This is a genomic window from Pseudomonas sp. AK181 (assembly GCF_051122975.1).
GTDB classification, from domain to species: domain Bacteria; phylum Pseudomonadota; class Gammaproteobacteria; order Pseudomonadales; family Pseudomonadaceae; genus Aquipseudomonas; species Aquipseudomonas lactis.
Map to the genome: position 1 here is coordinate 6,343,509 of NZ_CP146348.1, position 16,859 is coordinate 6,360,367.

Below are 16,859 nucleotides of genomic sequence, written 5' to 3' on the forward strand. Positions count from 1 at the left end.
TTTTCGCCAACTCTTTACAGAGTGATATCAATCTTGAATCCATACCAAACTATTTCCTTGGATTAAATGTGAATAAAGGGGACAGATTTATTTAATAGGGCTTTACCGCCATCTCGAATTAAAATAAATCTGTCCCCCTTTACTCTTTTATTACATTCCTATTATTTCTATGCACTCAAGACGAACGAACTCACATCACCAAAATTCAAAAACTCTTGAAAACAAGAAGTAACGACACCTATATCTCTAGTTATGAAACTCGCCGGGTAATAGTCGCCCAAAATCTCAACTGAGCTTGTCCCCATCGACGTATTATTAAGAGTACGCACGACGTGCTCACCATCTTCAAGGTATTGATTTAGCATCAAAAGATAATTTCCAGAATCAGCGTAAAGATTGATTTCATACGGTCCATATTCAGGCGTCGGTGAAATAGACAACGAAGCGACACCGTCAAATTTTCTATACTTGCTTATAATGGACTTCACATCTTCCAGGGACGGTTGGCGAACAAGAGGGATTTGCAATCTACCGTGTTCAGGATTAAGTGTATACCCTCCAATTATCATCTATTTTTCTCCTTAATGGACTTCATGCCTGACTCCCAGTAATAGTTTTTCGGAAGTCCCGTTTTATCATCTATAGCTTTCACGGTGAGCGATTTCAACTCAGCTTTTTCTGCGGCAGCAGCAATGTCACCTTTGCAGAAACCGCATACATCTTTTCCTGCGACCGTCATGGACATGTCCGCCCCCGCAGTTTTACCAGAGCTATATGCTTGCTGAATCACACCTATTTCTGCGTGGGCATCTTTCATATTTCCGTTTGGATAAAGCTTGCCAGGATTCGTAGCAGCTTTATCTGCAATCCTATCCGTGATCAACGAAGGTATTTTCGGGTCTGCCTCGTTGAGCGGACGAGAGGTCTGATTGACGTCTTGGAAGGTTTGTCCACCTACCTTTCCCTCTGCGGCTACTTTCGGAGCCGCGCCCTTAGCCGCCCCTTCTATAACATTCCTCTCTGCCAGTGCAGCGGTTTCGGAATCCGTAAACATGCTTGTTGCGTTTGCATTCTTAGACGCAGCGCCTTTGGCTGCTCCTAACTCTGCTCCTTCAACGACTCGCCCAGCAACCTTACCCGCACCTCCCAACCCACCGCCAAACATCATGCCAACCATTTCGGCATGATCACCCTTCATGGTTTGCTGGACCGCGAGGCGCGTGTCGTCCTGATTCTTATCTTGAACAAAAGGGGACAGATTTATTTAACATGCTCTTCAACTCTAATTTAATAAATCTGTCCCTTTCCTCTTCCTTTTCTCTCTCGCCCCCTTTTCTCTCTTTTCTTTTCCCTTAAAACAACAGTTAAAAGACATAACATCCTTTTACGTTAGAAGTTTCGTATCTCCATGACTTTATTAGCCGATCCGCAGAGACAAAAACAGAATATCGGCAATCTCTAATCCAAGTTATGTAATACCGCCTGCCTCCGCCTTCATCAACAACCTTATCAAAGGTCTTATTTTTATTTACAGGCGACCAATATGAGTCGCCACATCCTCGAGTGCAGTCTTTGTAAAGGTGGGAATCGAAATGAGTACCTACCCATAGATTCATTCCATTTTCCCAATCGGAATGGGAAGGTGCGCAGCCAGCCAAGGCCGACAATAATACTACCAAAAGCCATTTATTAATTTTCACGCTTTTTCTCCGACTCAATTGCTGGGCGGTACTCATCGTACAGTGCTCCATAATTTACAAGCAGAGCAGGCGGCATGCTGCCCAAATTTTCCGAACAAAAGGGGACGAACAAAAGGGGACAGATTTATTTAATACGCTTACCCCAGTACAAATTTAAATAAATATGTCCCCTTTCCTTGCAAAAACACGCAAAATTGCGAATAAGACAAATATATACTTTCTCTAAACCTAGCCATTAGTCCACCACCTTAATTCCGACCTTCTCACCATCACGAATGAAAAGGGGACAGTCTATTTAATAACTGGCATTTAGGGACAAGATCAGCAATTGTGCGATTATGTTGCATGTTCTTGCGCTATTTCTGGCTATCCCGCTGAGGGACGGGTGTGATCTGTTGGGTATTATTGGACGGAAATTAAACGCGAAGATCTAAAGCAAAATATTGGCAGTTAACTCATAACTGCCCGGCCGACTTATAAGAAACCATTTTGTTAAAGAACCACCAAAACAGAACCTTTACACCAACTCAACCAAGCCCAATCAAAACTGTAATATATCAACCAATTTGACCAGACAAAAAATCAAACCACCAAGCTCTTTAGTCGATCACCCGCACTGAGTAGTTCGTCGGCAGAAAGCGGGGTATAACTAATTACAACCAAAACCCCCTCTTCAAACTCACACACTTCTTCTACATAACCATTCAACGAATCAACAAGTTCACGCGGCCCTTTTCCGAAGGCGCGAAAACACAATTCCTTATCGAAATAATTCGCCGCATTTATACGAAAAACGCCATCCCTACCGTTAACGTCTTTTTTTGTAGCATCACAAGCTTCCAACACTAAAGGCCAATCGCTCCTCGTAACATTCCAATCATGTAAAGCTGAGCGATAGGAGCCAAACGCCTTTATATAAACAGGAAAAACAATCTTCAACAAATATGAATAGTCGACTTTGGAGCCTGTAAATTCAATAAATAGCGTATCATCAAACTGCGCATCATCCTGGAGATACTTCTGATCTCGCAGAGCATATGAAATTCGACCTTTAACGCCGACTGGAAGTAGCTTATCCAATGACACCGAGGTCACCAACTCGCTTCCAATAGGGGGGACTTCAAAGGCATCGTTCAAATTCCACGGAACGCCCAAATCGCCTATAGCTCTCAAAAAATCTTTATGCCTCTCTTCGATAGAATCTGAAACACTAGGTCTATGTCGAAATTCGAGTTTATATGTGGTCATCACCGTGCCACCCTTACAGAAATATTTCTGATATTTGGCTCATTAAGCATATCTATTAACAAAAGGAGGGCGATATATTTAGTGCGCCTTCAAACTTTAATTTAAATAAATCTGCCCCCTTTCCTTTTCAACTTATTCATCATCCCAAAACTGCCCCGGCGGCGCATAGTTGCCATCTTCCAAGATGCTGCACCATCCAAAAAGCCTATAAAACATTTCAAGATCCAATATTTGGTAGATATCAATATCAACTTTTTTTAACGACACCCGACCGTGTGCATAGTGAGAGTATTGCCCACCTACTCCACCTATCGCTCTTTTTTCAAGTTCTGCACGATCCCACTCCAGAACGGTTCCTGCAGCTTCTGGCAAAGGGTCCAAAAATTCAATTTCAAACTCCGTTGCAATTTTGCAAATGCAAGGAATCAGCCTTTGCTCGAGCAGGCTGTGGGTTAACAAATTCTCGGGAAACTTAATGCTTAATTTCATTTCAGAGCATCCTTTGGAACAACAACATAACCTGAAAAATTCTTTTCAAAAGTAGTCGCGGGGCTAAAATACTGCTTACCATGAGGATCACGAATTGCTACGACAGAAATGCCATTTCTGGTCGTAATGCCGTCGACCACAACAAAATGGGAAAATCCGGTACCCGCTGCTTTATCCACCACTTGGACAATAACAGGCGTTCCGTTTGCTGTGTATCTTGCCAAATCAGCAACGTTACGGCTTGCATAAACTGCCGTGTTGACGCCCTCAGACTTCATCAAATTCGCAACGTCCTGAGGGAAAATCCCGTCTTTTCCGGGTGGAAGCTTTTCAATCAGATTTCCTATGTCTACTTTATGTCCCATGGTATCCAAAACCATGCCACATGAGTTGTGACCACATGTAGGTACGGGCCCTTGATTCACAACTAAACGATCACCGCTTCGAACAAAAGGGGACAGATTTATTTAATGCGCCTTTAAACTCTAATTTAAATAAATCTGCCACCTTTCTATTCTTTTCCATTAAGGCAAACCCTTTACTTACACACCATCTAATGCTGACATTCAACACGGAATAAACAGCTCAGCCTTAGAGAAATTTTTTTTGTCTAGGCATGCCTCTGACAAGACGCTCAACCCTTCAGAAAAGACTTGAAAGAAAATATTTTCAATATTTTTTTCATCATCAAAAATTATTAACATTTTAAACCGCGAACCCGCGTACTCTTTAATACCTGAGTACTCTTTTACAAAATCAAGCTCCAACGTTCTGGCGAAATACGCTTCTAGATCTCTAGAAATACGCTCAGAGCTTTCAAACTCCCAGCCATCTTCACCTAAGGTCTTATTTGCACCAACAGGTATAACAAAAGCAGCTTGATATTTGTTACTCATAACATCATTCCCAAATATTACCTGTAGAAAAAGGGGACAGATTTATTTAACAGGCTTTTCAAGCCTCATTCAAATAAATCTGTACCCTTTTCTCCCTACGCCTTATAGCACCTATTGTTTCAAATCAGCTATTAGTTTAGCTATCACTAACTCGAAAGCATTCTGCAAAGCGCTACGGAGAGCCTCAGGGTTTGTTGAGTACTCTTGAGGTGTATACGCCTGGACATTTCCCTCACTGAACGCTGTGACAGTTTCGAAATTTCTCCAAACTACTGCGTCGCCGAGCTTCATGGTCGCTACAATGCCCACTGTGGGATAAAGCTCTGCACTGTAGTTTTTTAAGGCAAAGCCCCATTCTGACACGACGAATTCTATATGCGCATCGGCCCGGCTGTCCTCCGAAACAACTTTGAATAAATACTCAGCACTTATCCGCGCTTCCAGCTGCTGCTTAAACAACTTCCCTGGATCTATTTTGTTGCGCTGCAAATTCAACAAAATTGCCTGCCGTGGACTTAAAACTCCACCATCAGCTACTTTCGCGCCCGCTACCACACCCACGCCAGCCATAGCACTGGTAGCGACTTTGGAAGAATCCGATGCCATTCCCACAGCCGCTCCGGCACCGGCACCTAAGCCGGCCCCCCAGGCTTGATCCATACTCGTGTACTTGAACTGCTGCTCCGAAAACGAGGCAGGCAAAATAGTGACAGTCGTGATTTTATGGCGGTTTTCAATGCTCAGGTCTTGTGTTACGCAGCCAACCAGCAGAAATAAAGTGCAAAAAACTACGAAAATTTTTTTCATATATAACACTCTTGAAAGTTAGGCGAACTTGAAAACTAAACCCAAAAGGCTTACCCCCTAAGCAAACGCAACTTCGCCAATCAAATCTTAACGCCCACCTTAGTTATAGCACGACGAAAGGCCATTTTTGTGTCAGATTCACGAATAAATCGCCTCAACACCACGACTAAACATAGCGAAACTTCCAGAGATCACCGCTCTTCATCCAATATCTCTCAGCATCTGGTATTAAAAAACTAAAATCTGAACACTTGGATGTCCAATCAGAATATGAGAGTTCCTCGTGGAATCGGTCTTGATCCATATGCATATATATTTTTCTATCAAAATTAATATAGAATACGGGCAACCTAGACGCTACACGGCCAACAAGACCGAATATATCCGCACTCAAACTCGCGCCTGACAAAAAGTAGCCTTCCACCTCTTTCAACAACCGGGGTAAACTACAGTCGTCATCCAGCTCAAAAATTTTTGAAAGGTCTTCACCCGTCAACACACCTTCACTAACACTATTTAGATACTGCGAAAAATTATCGGCTGTTAGCTTTAAAATTCCACCACGGAACACCCTACACGCTTCTTCATACTGCGCCTGGGTTATATGCCCTTTATCCAAATATGCGCGATAGTCTTTTTCCGCATCCAATGAAAAGTTATACTTATAATCCAAAACCCAATAACACTTAGCACCACTTACAAAAAAACAGATACTTTTCTCACCAGACCATAAATCATCAAGCACTTCTTTATTTAAATTCAATTCCCGAACTCCTTTAAAAATTCTTCATGAGAGTAAACGCGGGCGTTGCTTGAGTGCTTTTCAAGCAATGATTCCCACACCTTAGGAAGTTCCAGCGCTGTCCCAGGCTTGGTCGGATCTACAATTTTAGGCGCTGACGGGTCTCGGTTGACTCCTGGAATCGGACGTTGAGGAACTGCGTTAGCCATAATTTCACTATGGAGTTTAGCATCGACATCAAATACAACCACAGTGCCATCCGGACGTTTGTTTGTTAAGTAGTAGTTAGCGTGAGCGGCGTCCCCCACGCTGACACAGAGCTGACCAGTGCAACCGGGATTGATACTAATACTCCCATCAGCATTTGCCGTGAGGCGATTCTGGCTAGTTGCGGCTCCGGCGCCCCCGCCTTCGACTCTGAAATACTGCTCTGTTTTAGGCGTTTCCACCGTTGACGGAGCTTTAGGATAAACACCGAATCCATCCGCGTCTGCTGAGATGCCAGCCCCTTTATCGCCGACACCCGCCGTCGCTTTACCCACCGGAACCTTATTCAACCAGCTCTCGGTAACCAACGCATTACCCAGGTTGACGAGCATCGCAGCCCTTTCCGATGCATCCAGCGCTTTACCTGCTGCTCTTTCAAGCCAGGTAGTTTTTTTCATCCACTCGTTTAGGTGCGTTTCCTCAGCAGGGGTAAGCCATTTTTCTTGTACATACTTGGCGAAGATAATTTCATCGTCAGTCGCATAGGTCGCGCCCCATGGGTCTACACCTTGAGCGGGAGAAGCAGGCTTTTCAGGATTCCCAACAAGCATCCCGTACATGTCGTAAGACACCGTGTGCTTGAACGTATCCAGAAGTTTTTGCGCAACGGGATCATCCATCTTGATCGTTGCAGACCTGATGCTTTCTGCACATTCGCGGGATTCACAGGCACTGATTGCTGCGGAGCGCGATGCTGAAAGTTCCTCATACTTTTTAATAATGCCGCGGATTTTTCCGTCAGAGCACTCTGTGCTGGCTCGACAACCATCCAACTCATTCAGCAGTTTTTCGGCTGTTGGATGATCAAGGCTGTTGAAAGACGTCGCTTGCTGAGCAATCCATCCAGCAACGGCTTGATCCTTGTCAGAACCGCCCGTCGCGGCACTAACCGTCACACCTATCAGTTGTGAGGTCATTGCTAACAGCTGATCGTGCATCGGCCCATCAAAAATCGAGTCGCCCAGGGCCGTGACGAACGCTTCGTTGGCTCCGGCGGCTAGAGCGCCAGACTTGAAGCTGCCGCCCGCTGCCTCTGCGAGCAAACCACCAACAATGGCATGGGCACCGACCTTCGCAGGAACTCCCGTGAACTCTAACTGGGTACCCAATTTGTTATAGACAGAAGCACTCAGCACGCTGGCTATCGAGCTGATACCCGCTTGAGTAAGGGTTTCACTCAAACTACCGCCATTGAGTGCGGTGTTAGTGACCGCACCGAAACCTTGTTGCGCCAAGGTGTAGCCCGCAAATTTTGTGAAACCCTCCATCTCTCCCAAATTGAAGCCATGGGTAGCAGAACCGGCTTCCTCGGGCGATACCGAATAGGCTTTGTCGAGCACACCTGCAGCAAAACCAGCAGCGATTCCTGATGCGAGATAACCCTTGAGGCTATCGCTTGAGGTAACGTCCTTGAATGTATCGCTCAAGTTACCTTTGTTATTGATTCCGCTGACGACACTCTGAGTAATCATCGCCGTGTAGCTGGCAGATGCAGCGGCACCAGCAGCAGTACCTATGGTCGCTGCGGTAGTCGCACTCAACCCCGCCGCCGTTGCTGCGCTTGTTGCACCTGCGCTGGCAGATGCACCGGCCGCCGCAGCCGCTCCGCTACCGGCCGTCAAGACCGTCACAACAATGATCACGACAAGCATCGCACCAGTGCCCATGCCGGAGTGGCTGTACTTGAAGGAGTCATGCGTTTCCTTCACAAGCCGCCAATCGACATCGCCCCGCTTTTCAGCATCTTTAAGCCACGCAAGCTGTGGGTCTGCCTTCACCATGGTGTCGATGGTTTGGCTGATGGTGTTCTGATTAATTTGCTTTACATCAATGTGCAGGCCATTGACCGCTTTAACGACCAAATCACCTTGGGAAATTAATGCCGTCTGACGCAGGGTTTCATCTGTGTTGCCCTTCCCCTTGGAGCTGTTCCACGCTAAGTCACTTTTGCTTTTCTCATGACTTTCCTGATGCAGGTCTTTAACCGCCTCGAACGTTACTGCCCCTCCGCTGATCAACGAGAGGTCCTTGCCACTCTCAAGCTTGGCCCGCTGATACAACTGATCACCGCCACTGACCAGCGACAGATCACCACCAGTCTTGATCTCAGTCCCCACATTCGTGACGCGGGTCGCCTCATCGCGCTTGGTCTTCTTCGCGCCCCAGCCCCCCTTCTCCTTCATGTCGTAAAGGCTGTAAGTGCTGTTCTGCGCCGCCAGCAGGTTCAACTTATCCCCGCTATACAGATAAGCCTCATTCCCCGCACTGATCCTGCTCGCCACGATCGTGGTATCACGCCCAGCCTGGCTGACAAAATCCCCACCCGCCGTCAGTACGCTCGCCACTTGGGTGGTCTGGTCGTCCGAGGTCTTGATGCGTTTTTTGCCGTCCTTTTCCTTCCCCTCGACGTTGTGCATGTCGCTGACCGAGGCGACGTTGAGATCGCGGCCGGCGGCGATGGTGAGGTCTTTGCCGGCGGTGGCATTGCTGCCAATGATGTTGACGTCTTGCCCGGCCTGCATGTTGAGGTTGCCGCCTGCCGTGACGCTGGCGGCGAGGTTTTTGACGTCGGTGGTGATGGTGGATTTCTCGCCGCCGTCGCGGGTCTCGTGTTTGACGCTGGTGTCGCTGGCGGCGATGAGGTTGAGGTCGCGGCCGGCGGTGAGGTTGGCGTCGTTGCCCGCTACCAGCTCGCCTCGGTTGGTGAGGTCGCGCCCGGCGTCGATGGCGAGGTTTTCGCGGGCGACGATGGTGCCCGCGCTGGTGTCGGTGAGGGTGCGCATACCAGCACCGTCACGTACCTGGATGGCGGTGGTTTCGTTGGTGATGTCGCCTTTGAGGGCCGTGAGGCTGACTTGTTTGCCGCGGATTTCGCCGGCCATGGCGTTGCGGATGCTGTCTTGGGCCAGCAGGTTGAGGTTGTTGCCGGCTTCGATCAGACCGCCGGTGTAGATGCTGCCGCTGCTGATGGCGGAGAGGTTGTTGCTGGCGCGCAGGGTGCCAACGTTGATCAGGTCGCCGCCGGTGACTAGGTTGAGGTCGCGGCCTTGGATGAGGCTGTTGCCGCGCACGTTGCGCGAGTCGGCCTGGGCCAGGTACAGCACTGGTACGAGGACGGTCTGGCCGTCGATGACGCGGTTTTCCATCCACACGATGTCGTGGGTCAGGGCGCCGACTTGCTGGTCGGTGAGGGCCACGCCCAGGCTCAGGCGCAGGGCGTCTTTGCTGGCGAGGCCGTTGTCCATCAGGTAGCGGAACTGGTCGGCGTCGCTGTACAGGCCGCCGGCGAGGAAGCGTTGGCCGGTTTGCGCGAGGACGGCGTCGCGGATCAGGCGGGTTTCGTACTGGCCGTCACCGAGGCGGCGCCAGGCGTTGTCGGCGGTGAAGCCGAGTTTGCCGAGCATGTAGTCGGAGCTGAAGAAGCCCGACACCGAGGTGAATTCGGGGTTGGTCTCGATCAGGTAGTGGCTGGTAGGGTCGGCGTTTTTGACGAACAGGCCGTACTCGCCCTTGGGCAGTTGGAAGGTGGGCGAGCTGGTAGGGTCGACCGGGGCAAACGCGGTGCCGGTGTAGTCCACGGGCACGAAGCCGCCGCCTGGGGCCACGCCCACTACGGGCAAGACGCTGCCGGGCGCCTGGGCGCTTGGGTCGTTGGCGTGTTTGCTCAGGTTGATGTTGATGCCGCCGACGGGGATGCCGGTCTGGTCGTCGCCGAGGGTGCCGGTCAACTGGGCCAGGGTGTTGTTGTGCAGCGTGCCGTTTTGCAGGGTGCGGGCAACGTTGAGGTTGACCGTGCCGCCCGCTTGCAGGGTGGCGTCGTAGCCAGGGCCGCTGTTGTTGGTCCAGGTGGTAACGTCACTTGCGTAGGCGAACGGCAGGCTATTGGGTGAGCGGCTTTTGAGTTCTTCGAAGCGCGCCTTATCAAAATTCCCAGCCGCCGTGGCCGCATTGAACGCGGGCACGTCGACATAGCGCATGCGTTCAAACAAATCGTCGGGAACGTGCCCTGGCGTGCTGATGACCAGCTTGCGCTGGCCCGTGCGCGTGGCGGCGCCCTGGTTGAGCAGGTCACCGGCGGTGATGCTCAGGTCGCCATTGGCGGCCATCAGGCTGTAGCGGTTCTGCACCGTGTCGCCTTGCAGCAGCATGTTTTTGCCCGCCACCAGGCGTGCCGCTGCCGAGTCCTTGGTCGCTGCCTCAAGGTACGTTTCGTAGATGGTGATCTCGCCACGTTCCCAGCTGTCGCTCTCGTCGCAGTGCTGGCCACAGACCCAATACAGGCTGCCAGTGGTCAGCGTTTGCCCGAGTTCGAATGCGTCTTTGGCGTTTTCGATAAAGCCTGCATTGATGCCGATCGAGCCTTCACTTTCCACGGTGCCGGAGCGGTTGCTGAACAGCACGGCACGCCCGCCATCGCGAGCGGCGAAGCTCAGGTTGCCTTTGCTGTAGACATCGCCATAGCTGTTGCTGAAGCCATTGCTGCGCAAGGTCATGTCGCCGCCGCTGAACAGCAGCGTGTCGGCGGCATTGGTGATGCCGTTGACTGCGGTGAGGTTCACTGCGCCCTGGGCACCGAGGGTGCCGCGGTTGTTGATTTGTGCGGCGGCGATGTCCAGTTGCTGGCGGGCGGTGAGGAAACCGAGGTTGTCCAGGGTGCCGCCCAGGGTCAGGCGCGCATTGGTGGCGGCCAGGCGGCCGCCGTTCTGGCTGAGGTTGTTGGCGGCGACGGTGAGTGTTTGCAGGGCCGAGACGCGGCCGCTGTTGGTGATATCGCCGGTGGTGATGCTGATGTCACCGTCGCTGAGCAGTTCGCCGCCGTTGTCCAGGCTGGCCACGTTGAGGATCAAGCCCTTGGCGCTGGCCATGCGGTCGCCGGCCTTGAGGGCCAGCCCTTGGTCGCTCTTGTAGGTGAGTACGTCGTTGAGTTGCACGCGGCCCAGGCCGTCGACTTTACCGAATGCCCAGTCGGCGCTGCCCATGCCCTGGATATTGCCCTGGCTGCCTGCGAGGCTGGCGGTGTTGAGGTGGAACAGGCCGGTGCCGGCGTGTTGCAGCATGCCGTTCTGGTTGTTGAGGCTGGCGGCGTCAAGGCTGAAGGCCTGGCTGCCGAATTCGAGGGTGCCGTTCTGGTTGTTCAGCGCGCCGCTGAGGTTGAGTTTGCTGCCGGCGCCGCCCAATGCACGCAGTTGGCCGTTGGCGCTGTTATCCAGGTTGCCGCCGGTAAGGGTCAGGCCTTGGTTGGCTTCGATCAGGCCGCCCTGGTTGGTGAGCGTGTCGCGTGAGGTCAGGTTGAGCTGGTTGCCGCTGATCTGGCCGCCCGCGCTGTTGTCGAGGGTGGCGCCGCTGACGGTCACTTGTTCTTTGCCGAACAGCTTGCCGCCACGGTTGGCCAGGGCTTCTACGGTGAGTTGCAGGTTGTCGACCAGGCTGGCCATCAGGCCGCCGCTGGCGTTGTCGACGCTGTTGGCGGTGACGCTCAGGCTGTCGCCCTGCACGGTGCCGCCTTGGTTATCCAGGCGGGTGGTGTTCAGTTCGGTGAGGGCGCCGCCGCTGAGGATCAGGCCCTTGCGGTTGCTCACATCCTGGCCGCTGTAGCTCAGGCCTTCGGCGCCGGCCAGCAGTTGGCCGTTGTCGTTGTTCAGGTGCTGCGCGGCGATGTCCAGGCGCTTGCCGCGCAGGGTGCCGCCGTCGTTGTTGAGAGTGGTGAGCTGCTTGACCAGCACGCTGCGTTCGCCCGCGTCGATCTGGCCGCCGACGTTGGTGAGCAGGTCGCTGACCTTGAGCACTACGTCGCCGCCATCGCTGACCAGCGCGCCTTTGTGGCTGTTGGTGAAGGTTTGCGCGGTGACGTCGACGGTCTGGCCTAGCAGGATGCCGGCGCTGTTGTCCAGGCGCTCGCCTTGCAGTTGCAGCAGGCCCTCGCTCTGGATACGGCCCTGGGCGTTGAGCAACTGGCCCGGGCCTTTGAGCAGCAGGCTTACGCCCTGGGCGCCACCGGCCAGCAGGCCGGCGTTGCGGTTGTCCAGGCCCGAGGCGCGCACGTCGAGGTGGTCGCCCAACACGCGCCCGGCGCGGTTGTCGATGTCGCCGCCGGCCACGTCGAGCAGCAGTTGCTTGCCGACGATGGTGCCGCCCTGGTTATCCAGGCTGGCGGCGTGTAGTTCGATATCGCCCTGCCCGGCCTGCAAGCGGCCCTGGGCGTTGTTGAGTTGTTGTGCGGCGGTGAGGGTGAGCTTGCCGGTGTCGGCGCTCAGTACGCCGCCTGCGTTGCTGCTGAGGGTGCCGGCCTTAACGTTCAGATCGGTGCTGGCCTGGGCGAAACCCTGATTGTTATTGAAGGTGTTGGTAACGGCGAGGTTGAGCGCGCCACCGTCCGCCTGGATCAAGCCCTTGAGGCTGTTGTCGAGGTTGCTGGCAGTGACGGTCGCGGTCTTGGCCACCAGTACGCCGTTCTGGTTGTTCAGGTTACCGGCGTTGACGGTCAGGTCGTTGACGATGACTTGCCCGCCGCTGTTGTTCAGGTCGGCGCTGGTGAGCACCAGGCTGCCGCCGGCCATTTCGATACGGCCCTGGCGGTTGTCCAGGGAGGCGCTGTTGAGCGTGGCAGCCTGGCCTTCGCCAAAGCGGATCAGGCCGCCTAGGTTGACGATGGCCGGCGAGTTGATCGCCAGGCTCTGCTCACCAAACAGGCGCGCAGTGGCGCCCTGGTTAGTGAGTTTGGCGCTGCTGACCTCGACGGCCTTGGCCTGGATGATCGCGCCCTGGTTGGTCAGCGCTTGCGCGGCGGTAATCGCCAGGGCACGGCTGGCCAACAGGTTGCCGCTGGTGGTGACGGTTTGCGCGTTTACCACCAGATCGCCCGTGGTGTTGCGGCTGTTGTCGGCGGCGACGCCGGCTTCGATGATGCCCGGGTTGTTCACGCTGGCCGCGTTGATCTCGATGCGCTGGCCGGCGGCGATGCTCTTGCGGTTGACCAAGGCCTGGGCGCTGGTGACCTGCACGTTGCCGTTGGCGTAGACCTTGTCGGTGAGGTCGACGTTTTGCGCGGTGACTTTGACGTTACCGGTGGCCGCCGCCTGCGCCATGCTCAGGCGCCCGTTGGCGTCGAGCTGAATATCGCCACCACTGGCGGCCAGGGTGCCGTCGAGCTTCACGCCCACACCGGCTTCGGTGCCCACCAGTTTGATCGCGCCGGCATACATGCCGCCCAGGGCCGAGGAGTCAATTGCCAGCTCGGGTTTGGCGCTGCCGTCATCGGCACGGGCGGTGGTTTTCAGGCTTTGTGCGTCGACATCGTTGCGCCCGGCGATCACGTTGAGTTCGCGGGCGTTGATTTGTGCGTTGATCTTGGCCGAGCGGGTGATGATGTCGAAACGTTCGACGTTGCTGGCGTTCAAGCCTTCGCCGTCGATGGTCACGGCGCCGCCATCCACTTCATAGCGCTGCAACTGGCCGCTGGCGTCGAGTACCGGTTTGCCGGTGGTAAGGGTGACGTTGGGGGTGTTGATAAAGCCGCAACCGCTGCACGTCACGCCGTACGGGTTGGCGACGATGACCTTGGCCGACTGCCCCGCCACTTCGGTGTAGCCGCGCAACTGGCTGGGGCTGCCGCCGTTGACTTCGTTGAGGATGACGTTCGCCGCGCCGCCCTTGAGGTTGGGGTTGCCGACAATGATCCCGCCCAGTTGGGTGTTGACCATGGCGCCGTTGCCATTGTTGAGGATCACGCCGTTGGGGCCGACGTTGTAGTCCTTGAACTGGTTATGGGACAGCCCCGCGCCATTGGGGGTGGCGATGTTGACCACCGGTACGCCATTGCCCGCCGCGCCCACGGTGGTGCCCGGCGCACTGACCACAATGCCTTCGGCCTGGGCCAGCAGCGGCTGCCAGAACAACGCATTGGCGAGGATCAACGCCAGCCCACGCTTGGGCAGGCCGAAGAACGCGTCCCGGCGCTTCAGGGCGGCAGAAGGTTGGCGGGCCAGGAAGGCGAATTGGCGAACATCCATTGTCAGGCTCTCATGCAGCGGGGCGTTGAATTACAGGAAGAAATCCATGCGAAAGTAGATCGGCGCTTCGCGCTCGGTCACCACACCGGGTCTTTCTAACGAATGGGCAAAGGTCACGCTGGTGCTGACGTGTTTGCCACGGGCGAACAGCTCCAGGGAGTTGCTGGACACCCGGCCATGAACGTTGTCGTTGTAGCGGTCGTTGCGGATCACGCCCTGGTCGTAGCCGACACTGGCGCCGTACTCGGCGAAGGCCGGGCGCATCCAGTCCATGGTCACCGGGCGCGCCCAGCGCACTTCGTTGCGCCAGTAGCCGCCGCTGTCGCCGGTGAGCAATTGGTCCTTGAAGCCGCGCACCGAGGCCGAGCCGCCGAGGCTCATGCGCTGCGGCGAAAACAGCGGGTCTTCGCTGCGTTGGCCGGTGGCCAAACTGCTGAAGCTGAACGACTCGCCCCACAGGCTGAACGGTTGCAGGTAGCTGACCGTGGCGGTGTATTTGCGGTAGCGCGCGTTCGGCTGGCGACGGCCTGCTGGGTCACGCTCGTCTTGGGCCTGGGCGTCGAGCAGGCCGATGCCGCTTTGCATGCCCAGGTCCAGGTTGACGAAGGCACTGCCGATGCGCCGACCGTGGTTGACGCCCAGTTGCAGTTCGCTGAGGCGGTTGCTGCTGGGCGCGGTGCGCACGTCGAGGATGTAGTTGTTGGTGCGCAGGTGCGCCAGGCCGACGTTGACCGAGGTCTTGCTGACGTCGTCGCGGTGGATCACCCGCTCGGCGCGCAGTTGGTGGTTCTGGTTGTCGCCGTCCTGCTTGTATTTGAAGCCGTCGGTCACGCCGTACGTGCGGTAGTCGCTTTCGCTGTAGGTGTAGCTGAAGTTCCACCAGCCCCAGGGCACGTTGTAGTAGAGCATGGTGTTTTTCGAGGTTTTCTGGTGGTCACTGATGGCGTCGTGGCCGCCGCGCAGCATCAGTTGGTCGCCCAGGCCCAGTGGGCTGTCCCACTCCAGGCCCGCGCCCCATTGCTGTTCGCCAGTGCTTTTCTGCCCGTCGTTATTGCGCGACAGGCTGGCGCGCCAGGGCTTTTGCGCGGTGTTCTTGACCACCACGTCGCTGCCGCCGATTTGCTTGCCGGGGGTGAGTTCCATCTGCGCCTGTTTGGACGGCAGGCGGTTGAGCTGGTCCACCAGTTGCTCGATTTCGCGCAGGTTCAGCGCTTCGCCGACTTTGCCGGGAAAGGCCATGGCCAGTTCGCGCTCGGTCACCGTGCTGCCTTCGGCGCTGCGCAGGGCTTCGAGCTTGCCTTCCACCACCAACACTTGCAGATGGCCGGTGGAGAGGTCTTGCTGCGGCAGGTAGGCACGGCTGGTGACGCGACCTTTGCCCAAGTAGTAGTCGGTGATGACCTTGAGCAACTCGTTAAGCTGGGACACGCCCAGGCACTGGCCGATGTAGGGCTTGAGCAAACGCTCGCGGTCGGTCGCCGGCAGGCTGTCGGCGCCTTTGAGTTCGATGGTTTTGATCGGGAAGCAACGGGTGTCAGCCGGGGTTGCCGGGGCTTGGGGCTTGTCTGCTTTGCCGGGCAGGTCCTGGAGTTCCTGCAGGCGCCGCTGTTGCTCTTCAAGCAAGCGGTTCTGCCGGTCGCGGATCAAGTCCTGATCGCCAGGCGTGGGGGCGGCGGATGCACTGTTCAGGCCCATGCAAGTGAGCAGGAAAGTGCAGAGCAGTAACCGGGTCCATGGCAATAACAAAGACATGTTCGATCCATCGAAAATCAAGGGCCGCGAAACTAACATCGAACTTCCAGCTCGCCTAGAAACGGGCGAAGTGGGGCCATTCGACTGATTAGTTTTCTAACCTGTTGATTATTAATAATAATTTTTCATCAAAAGAGTTTAAGTCGGGCACTTGCAGTGATTATTCCGACAAGCGGCAACTGTTTTGATGGCGATTCGACGAATGACTTTCCGACTGCCATTACTTAGCCATCAGGTGTTCGTCGAGTTAGGTTAGTACCGGAGAAGGGGGAAAAGTTCGCGGGGGTTTTGTGAATTGGATCCCATTTATCGGAATTCCAGTAAACGTGTTGAACTACTGCCATCGATGGGCTGATGGCCTTTCCCTCTGTAGGAGCGAGCTTGCTCGCGAAAAACGTCAACGATAACGCGTACTTCTTAAAAAACGCGGCGCCTACGGGTTTCTCGCGAGCAAGCTCGCTCCTACAAAGGTTTAGCCAATGCCCTTGTCTTTGTCGGGCACCAGGGTCAGGCCGGGGCGTTCGACGTCGCGGGAGACGTGGGATTTCACTTCTTCGACGCCGCCTTCTTCGTCGTTGTGGATGACCAGCACGCCGGGGCGGCGCAGTTGTTCGAGGTCGCCATCGCCCAAGTTGAAACTTTCACTCAGGTGCTGGTCGCTCAGTGCATTGGCCTCGGCGCGGCGCTGGGCGAATTTGCGTCCGCGATGCTGCTGATAGCGCGCCCAACTGATCAGGATCACCGCATTGAACAGCGCGATCCACAGGTAAACCTGCAAGGTGTTGAGCGCAGCAAAGATCGGCGCCTCGATGCGTGGGCCACCGTGGGTTTCAAGCATGGCGCTGATGCCTCGCGCCAGCAACCAAATCAACCCACCCCAGGCCAGCAGGGTCAGCAGCACATCGACGATCCACATCAGTGTGTTTTGGCGAGTTCTGACCAGTTTCAT

The 16,859-nt window shown here is 54.7% G+C and carries 11 protein-coding genes; all 11 read right to left on the bottom strand.

Going from position 1 to position 16,859, the window contains the following annotated elements; genetic code table 11:
* Positions 1 to 167: 167 nt before the first annotated feature.
* The gene (locus tag V8689_RS28925; RefSeq protein WP_054896839.1) at positions 168 to 569 is read right to left on the bottom strand and encodes a DUF6911 family protein; all 402 of its coding nucleotides are present in this window, start codon (positions 567 to 569) and stop codon (positions 168 to 170) included.
* Positions 566 to 1,198, bottom strand: coding sequence for a cytidine deaminase-like fold-containing protein (locus V8689_RS28930; protein ID WP_082587692.1), 633 nt, complete (start codon positions 1,196 to 1,198; stop codon positions 566 to 568). The genes V8689_RS28925 and V8689_RS28930 overlap by 4 nt, the downstream gene beginning before the upstream one ends.
* Before the next feature lie 1,084 nt (positions 1,199 to 2,282).
* Complete coding sequence (locus tag V8689_RS28935; protein WP_056782546.1) at positions 2,283 to 2,948, bottom strand: hypothetical protein; 666 nt, start codon at positions 2,946 to 2,948, stop codon at positions 2,283 to 2,285.
* Between the two features lie 132 nt (positions 2,949 to 3,080).
* The gene (locus tag V8689_RS28940; protein WP_003187492.1) at positions 3,081 to 3,437 is read right to left on the bottom strand and encodes a hypothetical protein; all 357 of its coding nucleotides are present in this window, start codon (positions 3,435 to 3,437) and stop codon (positions 3,081 to 3,083) included.
* The gene (locus tag V8689_RS28945; RefSeq protein WP_236710105.1) at positions 3,434 to 3,817 is read right to left on the bottom strand and encodes a cysteine peptidase family C39 domain-containing protein; all 384 of its coding nucleotides are present in this window, start codon (positions 3,815 to 3,817) and stop codon (positions 3,434 to 3,436) included. Before V8689_RS28945 ends, V8689_RS28940 begins: the two co-directional genes overlap by 4 nt.
* A 186-nt stretch (positions 3,818 to 4,003) precedes the next feature.
* Positions 4,004 to 4,333, bottom strand: coding sequence for a hypothetical protein (locus V8689_RS28950; protein WP_056782545.1), 330 nt, complete (start codon positions 4,331 to 4,333; stop codon positions 4,004 to 4,006).
* A 111-nt stretch (positions 4,334 to 4,444) separates the two neighbouring features.
* Complete coding sequence (locus V8689_RS28955; protein WP_056782544.1) at positions 4,445 to 5,140, bottom strand: hypothetical protein; 696 nt, start codon at positions 5,138 to 5,140, stop codon at positions 4,445 to 4,447.
* 166 nt (positions 5,141 to 5,306) lie between these two features.
* Positions 5,307 to 5,903: a hypothetical protein gene (locus tag V8689_RS28960; protein WP_034134582.1), complete on the bottom strand. Its 597-nt coding sequence runs from the start codon at positions 5,901 to 5,903 to the stop codon at positions 5,307 to 5,309.
* Complete coding sequence (locus tag V8689_RS28965) at positions 5,900 to 14,158, bottom strand: DUF637 domain-containing protein (RefSeq protein ID WP_236710104.1); 8,259 nt, start codon at positions 14,156 to 14,158, stop codon at positions 5,900 to 5,902. The genes V8689_RS28960 and V8689_RS28965 overlap by 4 nt, the downstream gene beginning before the upstream one ends.
* A gap of 30 nt (positions 14,159 to 14,188) precedes the next feature.
* Entirely contained in the window at positions 14,189 to 15,910 is a 1,722-nt protein-coding gene (locus V8689_RS28970; RefSeq protein WP_056782543.1) for a ShlB/FhaC/HecB family hemolysin secretion/activation protein, read from the bottom strand.
* 472 nt (positions 15,911 to 16,382) lie between these two features.
* Entirely contained in the window at positions 16,383 to 16,859 is a 477-nt protein-coding gene (gene pgaD / locus V8689_RS28975) for a poly-beta-1,6-N-acetyl-D-glucosamine biosynthesis protein PgaD (protein ID WP_003187480.1), read from the bottom strand.

Coding starts and splice junctions, on each gene's coding strand:
- V8689_RS28925 (WP_054896839.1), bottom strand. CDS start 569: ATGATAATTGGAGGGTATACACTTAATCCTGAACACGGTAGATTGCAA.
- V8689_RS28930 (WP_082587692.1), bottom strand. CDS start 1,198: ATGAAGGGTGATCATGCCGAAATGGTTGGCATGATGTTTGGCGGTGGG.
- V8689_RS28935 (WP_056782546.1), bottom strand. CDS start 2,948: ATGACCACATATAAACTCGAATTTCGACATAGACCTAGTGTTTCAGAT.
- V8689_RS28940 (WP_003187492.1), bottom strand. CDS start 3,437: ATGAAATTAAGCATTAAGTTTCCCGAGAATTTGTTAACCCACAGCCTG.
- V8689_RS28945 (WP_236710105.1), bottom strand. CDS start 3,817: ATGGTTTTGGATACCATGGGACATAAAGTAGACATAGGAAATCTGATT.
- V8689_RS28950 (WP_056782545.1), bottom strand. CDS start 4,333: ATGAGTAACAAATATCAAGCTGCTTTTGTTATACCTGTTGGTGCAAAT.
- V8689_RS28955 (WP_056782544.1), bottom strand. CDS start 5,140: ATGAAAAAAATTTTCGTAGTTTTTTGCACTTTATTTCTGCTGGTTGGC.
- V8689_RS28965 (WP_236710104.1), bottom strand. CDS start 14,158: ATGGATGTTCGCCAATTCGCCTTCCTGGCCCGCCAACCTTCTGCCGCC.
- V8689_RS28970 (WP_056782543.1), bottom strand. CDS start 15,910: ATGTCTTTGTTATTGCCATGGACCCGGTTACTGCTCTGCACTTTCCTG.
- pgaD (WP_003187480.1), bottom strand. CDS start 16,859: ATGAAACTGGTCAGAACTCGCCAAAACACACTGATGTGGATCGTCGAT.